16 protein-coding genes and 1 pseudogene are annotated in these 14377 nt (G+C 70.8%); 6 read left to right on the top strand and 11 right to left on the bottom strand.

The window, feature by feature from the left end; translation table 11 throughout:
* Positions 1-57 precede the first annotated feature (57 nt).
* The gene (locus tag ABD091_RS13535; RefSeq protein WP_343919271.1) at positions 58-522 is read left to right on the top strand and encodes a MarR family winged helix-turn-helix transcriptional regulator; all 465 of its coding nucleotides are present in this window, start codon (positions 58-60) and stop codon (positions 520-522) included.
* Between the two features lie 6 nt (positions 523-528).
* Here the strand turns inward: ABD091_RS13535 and ABD091_RS13530 are convergent, their stop codons facing one another.
* Genes ABD091_RS13530 through ABD091_RS13510 form a run of 5 tightly spaced genes read right to left on the bottom strand, consistent with a single transcriptional unit; the run spans position 529 to position 4712 of the window.
* Positions 529-1497, bottom strand: coding sequence for a quinone oxidoreductase family protein (locus tag ABD091_RS13530; protein WP_343919269.1), 969 nt, complete (start codon positions 1495-1497; stop codon positions 529-531).
* Positions 1498-1507: 10 nt separating this feature from the next.
* Positions 1508-1867, bottom strand: a complete 360-nt coding sequence (locus ABD091_RS13525) for a hypothetical protein (RefSeq protein ID WP_343919267.1) — start codon at positions 1865-1867, stop codon at positions 1508-1510.
* Positions 1864-2727 carry a DODA-type extradiol aromatic ring-opening family dioxygenase gene (locus ABD091_RS13520; RefSeq protein ID WP_343919265.1) on the bottom strand — a complete coding sequence of 288 codons (864 nt, stop codon included), beginning with the start codon at positions 2725-2727 and terminating at the stop codon, positions 1864-1866. Before ABD091_RS13520 ends, ABD091_RS13525 begins: the two co-directional genes overlap by 4 nt.
* A 9-nt stretch (positions 2728-2736) precedes the next feature.
* On the bottom strand, positions 2737-3555 hold the full coding sequence (locus tag ABD091_RS13515; RefSeq protein ID WP_343919263.1) for a citryl-CoA lyase: 819 nt from the start codon (positions 3553-3555) through the stop codon (positions 2737-2739).
* Positions 3552-4712: a CaiB/BaiF CoA transferase family protein gene (locus tag ABD091_RS13510; protein WP_343919261.1), complete on the bottom strand. Its 1161-nt coding sequence runs from the start codon at positions 4710-4712 to the stop codon at positions 3552-3554. The genes ABD091_RS13515 and ABD091_RS13510 overlap by 4 nt, the downstream gene beginning before the upstream one ends.
* Positions 4713-4884: 172 nt before the next feature.
* On the opposite strand from ABD091_RS13510, the gene ABD091_RS13505 reads away from it, so the two are divergent.
* A complete protein-coding gene (locus ABD091_RS13505) occupies positions 4885-6366 on the top strand; it encodes an amidohydrolase family protein (RefSeq protein WP_343919259.1) in 1482 nt (493 codons plus the stop codon).
* 3 nt (positions 6367-6369) lie between these two features.
* Entirely contained in the window at positions 6370-7191 is an 822-nt protein-coding gene (locus ABD091_RS13500; protein WP_343919257.1) for an IclR family transcriptional regulator domain-containing protein, read from the top strand.
* Here ABD091_RS13500 and ABD091_RS13495 read toward each other — a convergent pair.
* The 3 genes from ABD091_RS13495 to ABD091_RS13485 form a co-directional block, all read right to left on the bottom strand.
* Entirely contained in the window at positions 7175-7831 is a 657-nt protein-coding gene (locus ABD091_RS13495; protein WP_343919255.1) for a potassium channel family protein, read from the bottom strand. The two genes, ABD091_RS13500 and ABD091_RS13495, sit on opposite strands and share 17 nt — an antisense overlap.
* Before the next feature lie 16 nt (positions 7832-7847).
* Positions 7848-9197, bottom strand: a complete 1350-nt coding sequence (locus ABD091_RS13490) for a TrkH family potassium uptake protein (RefSeq protein ID WP_343919253.1) — start codon at positions 9195-9197, stop codon at positions 7848-7850.
* A gap of 86 nt (positions 9198-9283) precedes the next feature.
* Entirely contained in the window at positions 9284-9496 is a 213-nt protein-coding gene (locus ABD091_RS13485; protein ID WP_343919251.1) for a hypervirulence associated TUDOR domain-containing protein, read from the bottom strand.
* 54 nt (positions 9497-9550) lie between these two features.
* Between ABD091_RS13485 and ABD091_RS13480 the strand changes: the two genes are divergently transcribed.
* The 3 genes from ABD091_RS13480 to ABD091_RS13470 all read left to right on the top strand — a co-directional run bounded on the left by ABD091_RS13480 (position 9551) and on the right by ABD091_RS13470 (position 12139).
* Positions 9551-10093 carry a hypothetical protein gene (locus ABD091_RS13480; protein ID WP_343919249.1) on the top strand — a complete coding sequence of 181 codons (543 nt, stop codon included), beginning with the start codon at positions 9551-9553 and terminating at the stop codon, positions 10091-10093.
* A gap of 106 nt (positions 10094-10199) precedes the next feature.
* Entirely contained in the window at positions 10200-11321 is a 1122-nt protein-coding gene (locus ABD091_RS13475; RefSeq protein ID WP_343919247.1) for an endonuclease, read from the top strand.
* A 74-nt stretch (positions 11322-11395) separates the two neighbouring features.
* Positions 11396-12139, top strand: coding sequence for a glycerophosphodiester phosphodiesterase (locus tag ABD091_RS13470; protein ID WP_343919245.1), 744 nt, complete (start codon positions 11396-11398; stop codon positions 12137-12139).
* Between the two features lie 28 nt (positions 12140-12167).
* Here the strand turns inward: ABD091_RS13470 and ABD091_RS13465 are convergent, their stop codons facing one another.
* From ABD091_RS13465 to ABD091_RS20245, 3 genes and pseudogenes are all read right to left on the bottom strand, one after another.
* On the bottom strand, positions 12168-12938 hold the full coding sequence (locus tag ABD091_RS13465) for a nuclease-related domain-containing protein (protein WP_343919243.1): 771 nt from the start codon (positions 12936-12938) through the stop codon (positions 12168-12170).
* 55 nt (positions 12939-12993) lie between these two features.
* Complete coding sequence (locus ABD091_RS13460; RefSeq protein ID WP_343919241.1) at positions 12994-13734, bottom strand: PASTA domain-containing protein; 741 nt, start codon at positions 13732-13734, stop codon at positions 12994-12996.
* A gap of 87 nt (positions 13735-13821) precedes the next feature.
* A pseudogene (locus ABD091_RS20245) lies at positions 13822-13917 on the bottom strand (DUF2510 domain-containing protein); the annotation flags it as partial.
* Between the last annotated feature and the right edge of the window lie 460 nt (positions 13918-14377).

Here is a 14377-nt window from a genome sequence, read left to right as displayed (position 1 = left end):
GAAGTGATGAGGTCAGAACCACTTCAAGGATGAAGTCATTCCCGCTAGGTTCGACGCATGCCCGAACCGCGCTGGCTCGACGCCGACGAACGCGAGTCCTGGCTCCAGCTCGCTCGGCTGCTGATTCGGCTCCCCGCCGCGCTCGACGCCCAGCTGCGCCGCGACGCCGACCTCACGCACTTCGACTACCAGGTGATGGCCGCGCTCTCGGAGCAGCAGACGCGGAGCCTGCGGATGAGCACGCTCGCCGGGTTCGCCGACGGCTCGCTCTCCCGGCTCAGCCAGGTCGTCGCACGGCTCGAGGGGCGCGGCTACGTCGAGCGCTCCCCCGACCCCGACGACGGCCGCTACACCGTCGCCCACCTCACCGACGCCGGCTGGGAGAAGGTCGTCGCCACCGCCCCCGCCCACGTCGAGGAGGTACGCCGCCTCGTGCTCGACCCACTCACGGCCGCCCAGGTGAAGCAGCTGCGCGCGATCGGCGACCGGATCAACCGTGCGATCGACCCTGGCGCCTGTTGACCCGGCTCAGGGCACCAGCACCTGCCGCACCCCGCTCCCGACCTCGCCCCACGCGTCGTCGACCTCCGACAGAGGGCGTACGTCGTGCGCGACCGCGATCCGGCCCTCGCCCGCGAGGGCGACCACCGACCGCAGGGCGTCGGCGCGCTGGTCGGGACTGAGCGCGTTGTTGGTGTAGCCGAGCAGGGAGAGCCCGGTGCCGCGCAGGCCCGCGGAGGAGAACGTGGCCGAGTCCGACGCGGAGCCGCCGAGGTTGACCTGCCGGCCACCCGGGGCGAGGGCGCGCAGCGCCGCCTCGGCCACCCACCCGAACACCGGGTCGATGACGACGTCGGCCCGGTCGGGCAGCACCTCGAGCAGGGCGGTCGTCAACGACTCCGCGTCCGGGTCGCCGATCTCGACCACCGCGTCGGGACCCTGCGCTGCCGCTCGTGCGGCCGCGGCGCCGGCGCGGCAGACCGCCACGACCCTGCCGGCTCCCTGGGCCCGGGCCGCGCCGATCGCCGCCTGCCCCACGGCCCCGCCGGCGCCGAGGACCACGACGGTCTCGCCCGGCTGCAGCCCGGCCCGCCACCCCAGGGCCTGCCAGGCGGCGACCCCGGACAGCCCGAGCGCCGCGATGACGCTGTCGTCGACTCCCCCTGCCTCCAGCGGCACGACGCCCGAGGACGGCACGGCGCAGAGCTCGGCCAGCGACCCGTCGCCGTCGGCCATCCCGGCCGAGGTGGCGACGAAGACCCGGGTCCCGGCGGCGAGCTGATCCCCGGACACCACCTCGCCGACCCCCTGCACGCCCGGGACGTAGGGCAGCGTCCGCGCCCCGAAGTAGGACGTCCCGCTGGCGCACAGCAGGTCCAGCGGCACCACCGGCGCCGCGGTGATCCGCACGAGCACCTGGTCAGGACCGGGAGGCGGGTCCGGGTGCTCGGCGTACGACGGTGCGGCGCCGTGGGAGGTCAGGACCGCGGCGCGCATCAGGTCGTCCTCATGTCGAGATGTCGGGGTAGGGCAGAGACAGGTGCTTCATCGCCGCGCCGTAGGCGAGCTGGTACTCCAGCGGCCCGTGGTCGCGCTCGAACATCGCGATGAAGAGCGTCAGCGTGAGGAACGGGTGGGCGCCCATCTCGAAGAGCGCGACGTGGTCCTGGCGGACGAGCGCGTCGCGCTCGGCGTCCTCGAAGGCCAGCCACGTCGACCGCTCGTCGGAGATGCAGTTGAGGATCCGGTTGGCCTCCTCCGCCTCCCACCAGGCGACGGTGCCGGCGGGGTCCTCGCGATAGCGCTCGACGAGCTCGGGGTCGCGGTCGACGGTGAACAGGAACTTGTCGAGCAGGTACTTGCTCATGCCGGAGCTCCCTTCGGGTACCAGGTGAAGTAGGCCTCCATCGTGTGGAAGAGGTCGAGGGAGTCGACGTGGTCGGCCTTCTGGCCCTCGCCGGCGACGCCCATCATCAGCATGAAGTCCATGAAGCCATGGGTGGCGTTGCCGGGCAGGTGGAGGCTGTCGAGGGTGACCTCGCGGCAGCAGCCGTCGATGTCGCCGTTCGCGATCCACTCGACAGCCTTGCGGTCGAAGTCGGGGTCGGGCCCGTGCTCGCCGAACTGGCGGGGCCCGCCGAGCTCGAGGGAGAGGTGGCCGGTGCCGATGACGGCGACCCGCTGGTCGGAGGGCCACGACTCGACGAGCTCGCGGATCGCCTTGCCGAGCGCGACGAAACGCTCGGGCCGCGGCAGCGGCGGCGCGAAGATGTTGGTGTAGATCGGGACGATCGGCAGGTCGGCCTCGGGTCGCAGCGTGATGATCGGGCAGGTGATGCTGTGGTCGATCCGCAGCTCGTTGCTGAACGCAAGGTCGAAGCCGAGGTCGAGGCCGCCGCGCAGGACGTGGGCCGAGAGGTCCTCCTGGCCCGCCAGCGTCATCCGCGGCAGGCCGAACTCGCGCTCCTCGTTGTACCAGTTGGCGTCGTAGAAGGGCGCCTTGCCGACGAGGAACTGCGGCATGTTGTCGAGCCACAGCTGATGGAAGTGGTCGCTGCCGACCATGACCAGGACGTCGGGCCGCGCCCGCGTCAGCGTCTCGCGGAAGGTCTCGATCTTGCTGACCCACTCGTCCGCGAACGGCGGCCGGTCGTCGCCGACCGACGTGCTCGCGCGGTAGTAGAACGGGTGGTGCGTCGAGGCGATGACGGCGACGATCTCGGCCATGGCGGCTCCTCAGTCCTGCTCGGTCTGCTCTGTCTGGTCGGTCTGCGGGTCGACGTAGACCGCGTTGCGGTCGACGGTCAGGTAGGCGTCCATGCCGATCGGCCGGCGCCGCTCCTCCGCGATCTGGCCGAGCAGCCCGGCGGCGCGGGCGAGCAGCGCGAAGCCGCGCAGCATCTCCACGGGCAAGCCGAGGTCGGCGAGCGCGGCGCCGCAGACGCCGGCGCCGTTGAGCGGCAGCGTCCGGCCGAGCACCTCGGGGTGGACGCGACCGATCGCGGCGAACAGCTGCAGGTGGGGTCCGAGCAGCCCCTCCTCCTCGGCGATCCGCATCAGGACCGGGGTGCGCGGGTCCTGCACCTTGTGGACCGGGTGGCCCAGGCCCGGCACGAACCGCTTCGCCTCGCGCGTACGGCGTACGGCGGCGAGCGCGAGCTCGTCCCAGCCGGCGTCGTCGGTGGGGAGGTCGGCCTCGGCCACGCCCTCGATGACGTCGTGGAGGTAGCCGCCGCAGTCCTCGGTGACGCCGAGGAAGCGCGACCCACCGCCGAGCAGCCCCGCGGCGAGCGCCCCCTGCAGCGAGTCGGGGGCGGACAGGTAGGTCAGCCGGGCGGCGATAGCGGTCGGGGTGAAGCCGTGGTCGGCGAGCGCGACGAGGACGGCCTCGAAGAGCCGCGTCTCCTGCGGCGTCGGCCGCCGCATCGCGACCAGCCAGAACGCGAGCTCGCCGAAGCCGACCTTCCCCATCAGGTCGGCGGTGAGGTCCTGGCCGAGCAGCCGGATCTCGTCGGCGGTCGACGTACCGAGGGACGTCGGGAACTCGGGACTCATGCGTCCTCCTGGAGCCAGGCGCGGATCTCGTCACCGTGCTCGTCGAGCTCCGGCGGGGGCAGGTCATAGCGGGCCTCGGCGTCGGAGAACCGGATCGGGTGCCGTACGCCGGGCAGCGCGGCGTCGCCGGAGCCGACGGTCACGACCGGGTCGAGGCCGATGCTCTCGGCGAAGGCGACGCCGCCGTCGACGGTGTTGATCGGGCCGCAGGGGACGCCCGCGCCGATGATGTCGTCGAACCACTCCATCGCCGTCCGGGTCGCCAGCCGCTCGACGAGGAGGGGCCGGAGCTCGTCGCGGTTGGCGGTGCGGTCCTCGTTGCGCGCGAACCGCGGGTCGTCGGCGAGCTCGGGGACGCCGAGGACCTCGACCAGCTTGCGGAACTGGCCGTTGTTGCCGGCGGTGATGATCAGGTCGCGGTCACTGCAGGGCAGTGGCTCGTAGGGGAACAGGCTGGGGTGGGAGTTGCCCATCCGGAAGGGGACGGTCCCGCCAGCGACGTAGGCGCTGGACTGGTTGACCAGCCCCGAGAGCGCCGAGGACATCAGGTTGACCTCGACGTGCTGGCCGCGGCCGGTGCGGTGGCGGTCGTTGAGCGCGGAGAGGACGCCGATGGTGGCGTGGAGGCCGGCCATCACGTCGAACACCGAGATGCCGGCCCGGAAGGGCTCGCCCTCGGGGTCGCCGGTGAGGCTCATCAGGCCGCTGATCGCCTGGACGATCAGGTCGTAGCCGGGCAGCTTGGCCCCCTGCTCGCCGCTGCCGAACCCGCTGATCGAGGCGTAGACGACCGCAGGGTTGGTGGCCGAGACGGTCTCGTAGTCGAGGCCGAACCGGGCGAGGCCGCCGGGCCGGAAGTTCTCCAGGACGATGTCAGCGCGGGCGACCAGCCGCTTCGCGACCTCGAGGTCGTCGGCGTCCTTGAAGTCGAGGGCGATCGAGCGCTTGTTGCGGTTGACGCCGAGGAAGTAGGTCGAGACGCCGTCGCGGACCGGGGGCTGCCAGGTCCGGGTGTCGTCGCCCTGCGGGCCCTCGACCTTGATCACCTCCGCACCGAGGTCGCCGAGCAGCATCGTGGCGTAGGGGCCGGCGAGGATCCGGGACAGGTCGGCCACCACCAGCCCGGCGAGCGGTCCCTGCTTCGGACTCTCGGTCACCCTCGGCCTCCTTTCACGGACAGACGTCCGTGGTTGCGTGACGGTCAGTGTTCGCGGGCGTCGACCGGCTTGTCAAGGGACGACTCTTGACACGATGAGGCCCGCAGGATCACAGTGACACGCACCACAACGACCGTCATACGGACATGCGTCCGAGAACAGGAGCGGGTCGATGACCGCCTCGTCCGACCGCCGTCCGGTGCTCTTCACCGGCGGCACCGTGCTCACCATGGACGACCAGCACACGGTGCTGACCGACGCCGACGTGCTCGTCGTCGACGACCGGGTCGCGGACGTCGGCCAGGGCCTGTCCGCCCCCGACGGGGCCGAGGTCGTCGACGCCTCCGGCGGCATCGTGATGCCCGGGATGATCGACACCCACCGCCACATGTGGCAGACGGCGATGCGGGCCTACGGCGCCGACTGGACGCTCACCCAGTACTTCGTCTGGTACTACCTCGAGCACGGCGCGAAGTTCCGCCCCGAGGACATCCGCGCCGGCAACTTGCTCTCGGCGTGGGACGCGCTCGAGGCGGGCGTGACCACGACGGTCGACTGGTCCCACGGGCTCCAGACGGTCGACCACGCCGAGGCCGCGGTCGACGCCCTGCGTGCGGCGCCCGGCCGCTACGTCCTCGCCTACGGCAACATCCAGGCCGCGCCGTGGGAGTGGACCGCCGACCCGGCCGTCCGCGGCTTCTTCGACCGCCACCGCGGCTCGGCCGACGACATGCTCGGCTTCCAGCTCGCCTTCGACGTGACCGGCGACCCGGAGTTCCCCGAGAAGGCCGCCTTCGAGTTCGCCGCCGACCTCGGCCTCCCCGTGACCACCCACGCCGGCGTGTGGGGCGCGACCAACGACGACGGGATCCGGCTCATGCACGAGCACGGCTTCATGAACCCCGACACCGTCTACGTCCACGCCGCGACCCTGACCACCGACAGCTATCACCGGATCTCCGCCACGGGCGGGTCGATCTCGGTGAGCACCGAGTCCGAGCAGAGCGCTGGCCAGGGCTACCCCCCGACCTGGCAGGTGCGCCGCCACGACATCCCGGTGTCGCTGTCGATGGACACGTCGGTGTGGTGGAGCAGCGACCTCTTCAGCGCCATGCGGACGACGCTCGGCGCCGACCGGTCGCGGGAGCACCTCGAGGCGCACGCCGCCGGCGACACCGTCACCCACTCCCATCTGCGCGCCGAGCAGGTCGTCGACTGGGCGACGCGCGGTGGGGCGCACGCGCTCGGCCGCGACGACCTCGGCCGCCTGACCGCCGGGGCGAAGGCCGACGTCGTCCTGATCAAGAACGACGACTCCCCCGTCTCCTTCCCGCTGCTCAACCCCTACGGCCACGTCGCCTTCCAGGCCCAGCGCGGGGACGTCCACACCGTCGTCGTCGACGGCCGCGTCGTGAAGCGCGACCACAAGCTCGTCGGCGCCGACCTCACATCGGTGCGCACCGACATCGAGAACACCGTCGACCACCTGCGCGGCGCGATGGGCGAGGACGTCTGGCAGCAGGGCATGAACCCCGACCTGCCCGGCGAGGGCAACAAGGTCCTCGACAACCCCTACCAGTACACCGACTACCGCTCCGACACCACGCACGGGGCCCGCGGTACGGTCTTCGGCGAGCCGAACTCGGGGAGGTAGCCGATGGCCGGTCGTGGCACCGGGCCCGACTTCGTCGAGTCACTCGCCCGCGGGCTCGACGTCCTAGCGGGCTTCGGCCCGGAGCGACCGACGATGACGCTGTCGGAGGTCGCCGCGACGACCGGGCTGGCCCGGCCGACGGCGCGGCGGCTGCTGCTGACGCTCGAGGAGCTCGGCTACGTCCGCTCCCGCGACGGCGCCTTCTCGCTGACCCCCCGCGTCATCGGGCTCGGGATGGCGTACGTCGGGTCGCTGGGCCTGTGGGACGTCGCCCGGCCCCACATGGAGGACCTGGTCGGCCGGATCGGTGAGTCGGTCTCGCTCGCCCAGCTCGACGGCTCCGACATCGTCTACACCGCCCGCGTCTCGGTTCCGAAGATCATCGCGCTGCGCGTGGAGATCGGGACGCTGTTCCCGGCGGCGCAGACGTCGAAGGGCAAGGTGCTGCTCGCGGCGCTGCCCCCGCGTCGGGTCACCGAGGTGCTGGAGGCTCCCAGTCGATCCGGGCTGCCGCCCTACATCGGGCGGACGGAGGAGCAGCTGATGGAGGAGCTGAGCCAGGTCCGTGCCCGCGGCTGGGCGCTGGCCGACGAGGAGCTCGCCCCCGGCGTACGCTCGATCGCCGTCCCGGTCCGCGACGGCCACGGCGAGGTCCACGCCGCGATGAGCGTGACCGTCCACGCCGCCGAGACCTCCCGCGAGACCCTGGTCGAGGACCACCTCCCCCACCTGATCCGCACCGCCGGTGAGGTCAGCGCCGAGTGGGCGCTGTGGCAGTCGCGCCCCCACACCGAGGTCGCGCCGCCGGTCAGCTCAGCTCGCTGAACCTCTCCACCGCCCGGGTGCTGCCCGAGACGATCACGAGGTCGCCCTCCTCCAGGACCGTGTCGGCGGTGGCGTAGGTGAAGTCCGAGCCGGCCCGCTTCACGCCGACGATCGTGACGCCGAGCTGCGCGCGGACCTGGGTGTCCTGGAGCCGGACGCCCCACAGGCTCGACGGCGGGCTGGTCTTGACGATCGCGTAGTCGTCGTCGATCTCGATGAAGTCGAGCATCCGGCCGCGGACGAGGTGGGCGACGCGCGTCCCCATGTCGTGCTCCGGGCGGACGACGTGGTGCACGCCGACCTGGTGGAGGATCCGCGCGTGGGCCTTGCTGATCGCCTTGGCCCACACGTTCGGGACGCCGAGCCCGACCACGATCGAGGCGGTGAGGATGCTGGCCTCGAGGTCGGTGCCGACACCGATCGCGACCCGGTCGAGCTCGGCGATCCCGAGCTGGCGCAGCGCCTCCTCGTCGGTGGAGTCGGCGACGACGACGTGGGTGAGCCGGCCCGACAGCTGCTCGACCGTGCGCCGGTCGCTGTCGATGCCGAGCACCTCGGTGCCGGTCGCCTCGAGCTCGAGGGCGAGTGACCGGCCAAAGCGGCCGAGGCCGATGACGGCGACGGCTCCGGGGTCAGCCACGCGAGTCTTGCCTGTCCTAGCCAATGATCGGCCTTCCTTCGGGGAGCTCGTAGTGACGGCGGCGCTCGCGCAGCGCGAGTGCCGAGACCAGTGTGATCGGACCGAGCCGGCCCAGGAACATCAGGCCGACCAGGACCAGGTCGGCGGAGGTCGGCAGGTCGTAGGTGATGCCGGTCGAGAGCCCGACGGTCGCGAACGCCGAGGTCGCCTCGAACAGCACCGGCCCGAGCGGCAGCCCGGTCAGCGACATCAGCAGCAGCGTCGACCCGACGACCGCGCCGACCGAGAGCAGCGCGACGGTCAGCGCCTGCCGGATCACGCGGTCGTCGACCTGCCGGTCGAACGCGTTGACCCGGCTCTCGCCGCGCACCTCGGCGTAGATGACGAAGAACAGCAGGATGAAGGTGGTGACCTTGATGCCGCCGGCGGTGCCGGCCGAGCCGCCACCGATGAACATGAGGACGACGGTGCCGAGCAGCGTCGAGTCGTTCATCGCCCCGACGTCGAGGCTGTTGAAGCCGGCGGTGCGCGGCATCACGGCGTGGAAGAACCCGACGAAGACCCGCTGCGGGGCGCTGAACGCGCCGAGCGTGTCGGGGTTCGACCACTCGCTCGCGGTCATGAAGACCGTGCCGAGGACCAGCAGGCCCACGGTGACCGAGATGGTCATCTTCGTGTGCATGCTCCAGACCTTCGGCCGCCGGATCTCGCGGCGCAGCTCGAACCACACCGGGAAGCCGAGGCCACCGAAGATCACCGCGAGCGCGATCGGGACGCAGACCCACGGGTCGGTCACGTAGCCGATCAGGCTGTCGGCCCACAGCGCGAAGCCGGCGTTGTTGAACGCCGAGATCGAGTGGAAGACCCCGAGGTACGCCGCGCGGCCGGGCGACTCGTCGTACGCCAGCCAGAAGCGGAGCCCCAGGACGAGCGCCACGGCTGCCTCGACCAGCAGGCTGACCTTCACGACGCCGGTGACGACCTTGCGGATGTCGGCGAGGCCGACCGCCTTGGTCTCGGCCGCCGCCGACAGCCGCGTCCGCAGCCCCATCCGTCGCGAGATCAGCAGCCCCACGACGGAGGCGAAGGTCATGATCCCGAGGCCGCCGAGCTGGATCAGCGCGAGGATGACGACCTCACCGAAGGCCGACCAGTACGTGCCCGTGTCGACGACGACGAGGCCGGTGACGCAGACCGCGCTGGTCGAGGTGAAGAGCGCCGTGACGAAGTCCGTCCCGCCCGCTCCGGTGCTCGCGACCGGCAGCATCAGCAGCGCGGTGCCGACCAGGATGGCGGCGGCGAAGCCGACGACGATGGTCTGCGCGGGGTGCCTGAGCCACCGCCGGCGTACGACCCGACCTGCCACGCCCTGTCCTTCCCTGCGGGATCCGCCCGGACTGCCGGGCGGAGACACGCTACGCCCGCCCGCGGCGGTTCAGGACGTGGGCTCGGTCACGCGCGCTCGACCTCGCTCTGGAGCTTGAGGACGGTGGTGCCGTCCTCCTGCTCGATGACGTAGGCGGGGTCGTCCTTGCTGCCCTTGCGGGTGATCTTCTCGCCCTTGGTGGTGCGGGAGACCTCGTCGTGGTGGACCTCGGTGACCGTGCCCTCGGCGTGGGACTGGCCCCACTTCCACCTCACGGTCGTGCCCTTGCGGATCGCCATCCCGCGAACGTACGCCGCCGCCGGCTGTCCCGGTTCACCTCTAGGTTGGTCGTCATGACGGAGGACGAGCTCGTCGACCTGATGACCTCCCTGGAGGAGGGGGTTCCGGTGCCGGGCAAGGCGGCCGCGTTCGAGGACGAGGCCCGCCGGCTGGCGGTCGGTGAGCACGGCAGGGCACAGCTGCTGGCAGCCGCAGGTGAGCACTGGCAGATGAGAGGCGAGTACGACGAGGCCCGCCGCTGCTACCGGGAGGCGAGGGTCGACGGCGGCGACGCCCTCGTCGACATCTGGGCCCACTTCCTCTCCCTGGCCCTCGCCGAGGGCGACGAGGAACAGGTGACCGTGGTCGACAAGTCCCTGCGGGTCGCGGTCTCCGTCGACGCGCTCGAGCCCGCAACCTGCCACTTCGTCGGCGAGTCCTACGAGCTGCACGGCCGGCTGCGCGACGCGCTGCGGTGGTTCACCCTCCCACTCACGTGGGGCGAGGAGGACGACCTGGACGACGAGTGCCTCAGGGCTCGATGGCGGGTCCGACGCGACCTCGGGTTGCCGATCGACCGTCTCGACTCCCTGGCGACACCGCCCGGTCCCGGCTGACCCCAGCTGTTCACGCTTCACCCCTTCCGCGGTGACCTCCGATGCGGCAGGCTCCAGCGCCATGACACGTCATCTCGGGACGGGGCGGGCCCTCACGCTCGCCCTCGTGACCCTCCTCCTCGCGCTCGGGCTCACCGCCCCGGGCACCACCCCCGCCGCCAGTGCCGTCCAGACCGCGGCCACCCCGCTCACCGTGAGCCAGGCGATCGGCCAGCAGAACGGTTCGACCCAGACCGTCCGCGGCTACGTCGTCGGCCAGCCGACCGCGACCAACACGGTCGTCACGAGCGGCTTCCCCAACGACTACGCCCTTGCGATCGCCGACACCGCCGGCCAGACGAGCACGTCGCAGATGCTCTACGTCCAGATCCCGTCGGCGTTCCGCAGCCAGTGGGGGCTGAGGACGAACCCGTCGCTGGTGGGCAAGCGGATCGACGTGACCGGGTCGCTGGCGTCCTACTTCGCCCACCCGGGCATGACCGGCACCAGCGCCTTCGCGCTCGCCGGCGGCACCACCGACCCTCCCCCGGGCGGCGGCTCGCCGTACGACAGCACCTACTACGCGCCGGCGATCGGCAAGACCGGCACCGCGCTCAAGGCGTCGCTCCACGACATCATCGACGGCAACGCGACGCTGTCCTACAGCCAGGTGTGGGAGGCGCTGAAGGACACCGACCAGGACCCGAACAACTCCGCCAACGTCATCGAGCTCTACACCGGCCGCTCGATCCCGAAGTCGAGCAACGGCGGCAGCACCGGCAACTGGAACCGGGAGCACGTCTGGGCCCAGAGCCGCGGCGGGTTCGACACCAGCGCCGGGCCGGGCACCGACCTCCACCACCTCCGCCCCGAGGACGTGACGGTCAACTCCACCCGCGGCAACAAGGACTTCGACCTCGGCGGCTCGTCCGTCTCCGGCTGCGGCGGCTGCTACACCGACAGCAACTCCTTCGAGCCGCGCAACGCGGTCAAGGGCGACGTCGCGCGGATGCTGTTCTACATGGCGGTGCGCTACGAGGGCGGCGACGGCTGGAACGACCTCGAGATGAGCTCGACCGTCGGCAGCTCGTCCTCGATGATCGGCGACCTCGAGGTGCTGCTCGCCTGGAACGACCAGGACCCCGTCGACGCCTTCGAGATGCGACGCAACGACCGGATCTACACCGCGTGGCAGGGCAACCGGAACCCGTTCATCGACCACCCCGAGTGGGCCGACGCGATCTGGTGAGTTAGGCCGACATTCACCCCCGTGGCCACCCGGTCGTCACCGGGTGGCCACATCGGTTTCGGACCGTCGAGGCTGTGCTCACAGACAAGGTCCTCAGCGTCGCCCACCGCGGTTCCAGCGCCTACGCCCCCGAGAACACCCTCGCCGCCGTCCAGGTCGCGATCGACTCCGGCTGCGACCTGGTCGAGGTCGACGTCCAGCGCACCCGCGACGGCGCGCTCGTCCTGGTCCACGACACCGACCTCGAGCGCACGACCGGCCGCCGCGTCCCCGTCGCCGATGTGGCCCTCGAGGAGCTGCGTCGCCTCGACGCCGGCTCCTGGTTCTCCCAGGTGTACGCCGGGGAGCGGGTCCCGACGCTCGACGAGCTGCTCGACCGGCTCGATGGGAGCGCCACCGGGCTGCTGCTCGAGATCAAGCGGCCCGACCTCTACCCCGGCATCGCGGTCGACGTCGCCCGCCTCCTGCGGGCCCGGCGTACGCCGGTCGACGCGGTCGTGGTGCAGTCGTTCGACCACCACGTGATGCGGCAGTTCTCCCGCTACGCGCCGGAGTTCACCGTCGGCCTGCTCGGTCACCCGCCGGTCCGTCGGCTGCGTGAGCTGGCTCGCTGGGCGGCCTACGTCAACCCTCACCACCGGCGCGCGACCAGCGGCTATGTCACCGCGGTGCACGCGGCCGGGATGCGCTCGATGGTGTGGACGGCCGACAAGCCCGCCGACCTCCAGCGCGCCCTGTCCCTCGGCGTCGACGGCGTCATCTCCAACCGCCCCGACGCGCTCCAGCGGATCCTCGAGGAGCGGTTGATCCCCGCCTGAGGACCAAGGCCGAGCCGGGAGCCGGCGGCTACTTCTGTCTCTCCCGCTGCCGGTCCTTCTGCTTCTTCCCGGGCTGCTTCTCCTCGTCGGCTGGCGACAGTGGATCGGGAGTGACTCCCTCGACGATCTGCCGGCTCACCCAGTCCACGGCCGGTGTGGTGAGCCCGGACATGAGTGCACCGGCGAAAGCCAGTGCCAGTCCGGCACCTACGAGCGGACGCAAGAGGGACGGCCTCCTGCGGTTTGCCCGACGAACTGGAGTCCCCGAGAGCGGTCGACGCGCGGCCGCACGCGAGGTCCCCGCCGACGACCCCGCGGCTTGAAGGGCGGTTTCGAGCCGAGTGGCGAGCAGGCCCACCTGATCCGGGGTGAGCACGTGGGGTCGGGTCTGGATCAGGAGGTCCAGGTTGTTGGTGGAGCACAGCATCACGTCGCGTATCCAGCCCGTCAGCGACTCGTCCCTCAAGAAGCACATCACCGGGTGCACCGGGACGTCGGGCACGAGCTGGAACACGGCCAGACTGGCCTCAGCCGCGCCCGCGACAGTCGATTCGCGGGGATGGCCGTTCTGCTTCAGCACCCCGTCGGCCACGGTGAGCTGCCCTGACCAGTTCTTGCTGTCGATGACGAAGACGCCCGGCGGTCCGACGACGACGTGATCGATGTTGGCGCGCTTCCGGCCCGGCCAGCGAACGTCGTGCCACACAGTCCAGATGGCGGGGTCGAGACGGGACAGGACCTCCCCGGTTGCCTGCTCGCCGACTGCACCTGCCTCCCAGGCTTTGGCACGCTTCTCCAAGCGCTCGATCTTCTCCCGGGTTAGCCGTGCCCGCTGTGATGCAGAGTGACCGGCCTTAGGACTCACAAGCGAGTCCATCTCCGTCCGCGTCGAGCCCGTACGGGTCAGAGCCCGTCACCCGTACGAATCCGGTGTACTCCGGGCCGTCACCTGAACCACCAGCGCAGTCATAGTCGCTTGCGGGAGGAAGGCACGGCGAATAACCGGGCGTGCAGTTGCTCGGGGCGGGAGCGGCGGCCACCGGACGGACAACATTGGCGAGGACGATCTCGACCACGGATCCCGGAGCGGCACGGTTCGCCCCGGTGGGCGACTGGCTGAGGACAGTGCCAGTGGTGCCCGACGTCACCGTCTGACGACTGATCTTGACCCGGAACCCTGCCTTGCGAAGGGCCTTGAGTGCATCCTTCCCCATCGATCCGACCGTGCCCGGAACCATGGGCATGGCCGATGCGACAACCAGTGTGACGACAGTGCCCGGCGAGACCTCGCGACCTGCCTTCATGCGCTGCGTCAGCACAGTGCCGACGGGCTTCCACGAAGGCTCCTTCACGACCCGCACGCCAAGATCTGCACGCTGCAGTCGTGCCTTGGCCTTCGAGAGCGACGCACGAGCAACGTCTGGCACCTCGGCCACCTCGGGCTCGGGAGCTGGCTCGGAGTCCGTGTCGCCCTGGCCGTCTTCGGCGGCTTGTACCTGCCCAGCCGCAGCGTCCTCGCCGGCAACTGCAGGCGGGTCCTCTTCGCTCGGCACCAGAACCCAGAAGACAACGAGGGCAGCCGCGACCGCCAGCACCTTGGTACGCAATCGGAGTGCCTTCCATCGCGCCGCCATGCCCGGGCTCTCCACCGCGCTCGAGCCGGGAAGTCCGACCGCCGGCTGCGTGTAGGGCGTCCACTGGCGACCGTCCCACCAACGCTGGAGTCGCTGGTCGTTCTGGTCTGAGTACCACCCAGGTGGCGGTGTGCTGGTGGGCATGACGAGTCCCCCGTCGACGAATGAGTTCCTGGAAATCGTCACTCAAGACATCCCTGACGTCTCGAGAACTGAGGAATCAATGGATTCGTGCGATCGCCCGCGCGGATGTCGCACTCCGCTTAGCCTGCCGGGCAACCGACCAACGACCCATCTATGGAGAATCGGTGCGCATCTTCTCGGTCAAACTCGCTCCTGGCCTACGCGTGAGCGCGTCTTCTCGCGGACTTCGAACGCACGTAGGCCCGCGACTCGCTCGCGTCCATGTAGGCGGCGGGCGCACTGGCATCTCCACTGGAGCAGGGCCCTTTACCTACTACACGAGCGGCAGTAGTCAGCGACCAAGTGGGGCGAGCCCAGCGGCCATCCGCGCGACGTCGCCGATACCCCAGGCGCAGTCAAAGGCTGAAGAGGCGCATTCGCTGGCCCAGGAGATCCAGACGATTCTCGACCTGCACCGAGT

The sequence above is a fragment of the Nocardioides aestuarii genome, from assembly GCF_039527245.1.
GTDB lineage: Bacteria > Actinomycetota > Actinomycetes > Propionibacteriales > Nocardioidaceae > Nocardioides > Nocardioides aestuarii.
This window is presented reverse-complemented; position numbering and strand designations above follow the sequence as displayed.

What these genes read in the sequence shown, in the direction of transcription:
- ABD091_RS13530 (WP_343919269.1), bottom strand. Translation starts at nt 1,497, where the DNA reads ATGCGCGCCGCGGTCCTGACCTCCCACGGCGCCGCACCGTCGTACGCC.
- ABD091_RS13525 (WP_343919267.1), bottom strand. Translation starts at nt 1,867, where the DNA reads ATGAGCAAGTACCTGCTCGACAAGTTCCTGTTCACCGTCGACCGCGAC.
- ABD091_RS13535 (WP_343919271.1), top strand. Translation starts at nt 58, where the DNA reads ATGCCCGAACCGCGCTGGCTCGACGCCGACGAACGCGAGTCCTGGCTC.
- ABD091_RS13520 (WP_343919265.1), bottom strand. Translation starts at nt 2,727, where the DNA reads ATGGCCGAGATCGTCGCCGTCATCGCCTCGACGCACCACCCGTTCTAC.
- ABD091_RS13485 (WP_343919251.1), bottom strand. Translation starts at nt 9,496, where the DNA reads ATGGCGATCCGCAAGGGCACGACCGTGAGGTGGAAGTGGGGCCAGTCC.
- ABD091_RS13480 (WP_343919249.1), top strand. Translation starts at nt 9,551, where the DNA reads ATGACGGAGGACGAGCTCGTCGACCTGATGACCTCCCTGGAGGAGGGG.
- ABD091_RS13500 (WP_343919257.1), top strand. Translation starts at nt 6,370, where the DNA reads ATGGCCGGTCGTGGCACCGGGCCCGACTTCGTCGAGTCACTCGCCCGC.
- ABD091_RS13505 (WP_343919259.1), top strand. Translation starts at nt 4,885, where the DNA reads ATGACCGCCTCGTCCGACCGCCGTCCGGTGCTCTTCACCGGCGGCACC.
- ABD091_RS13515 (WP_343919263.1), bottom strand. Translation starts at nt 3,555, where the DNA reads ATGAGTCCCGAGTTCCCGACGTCCCTCGGTACGTCGACCGCCGACGAG.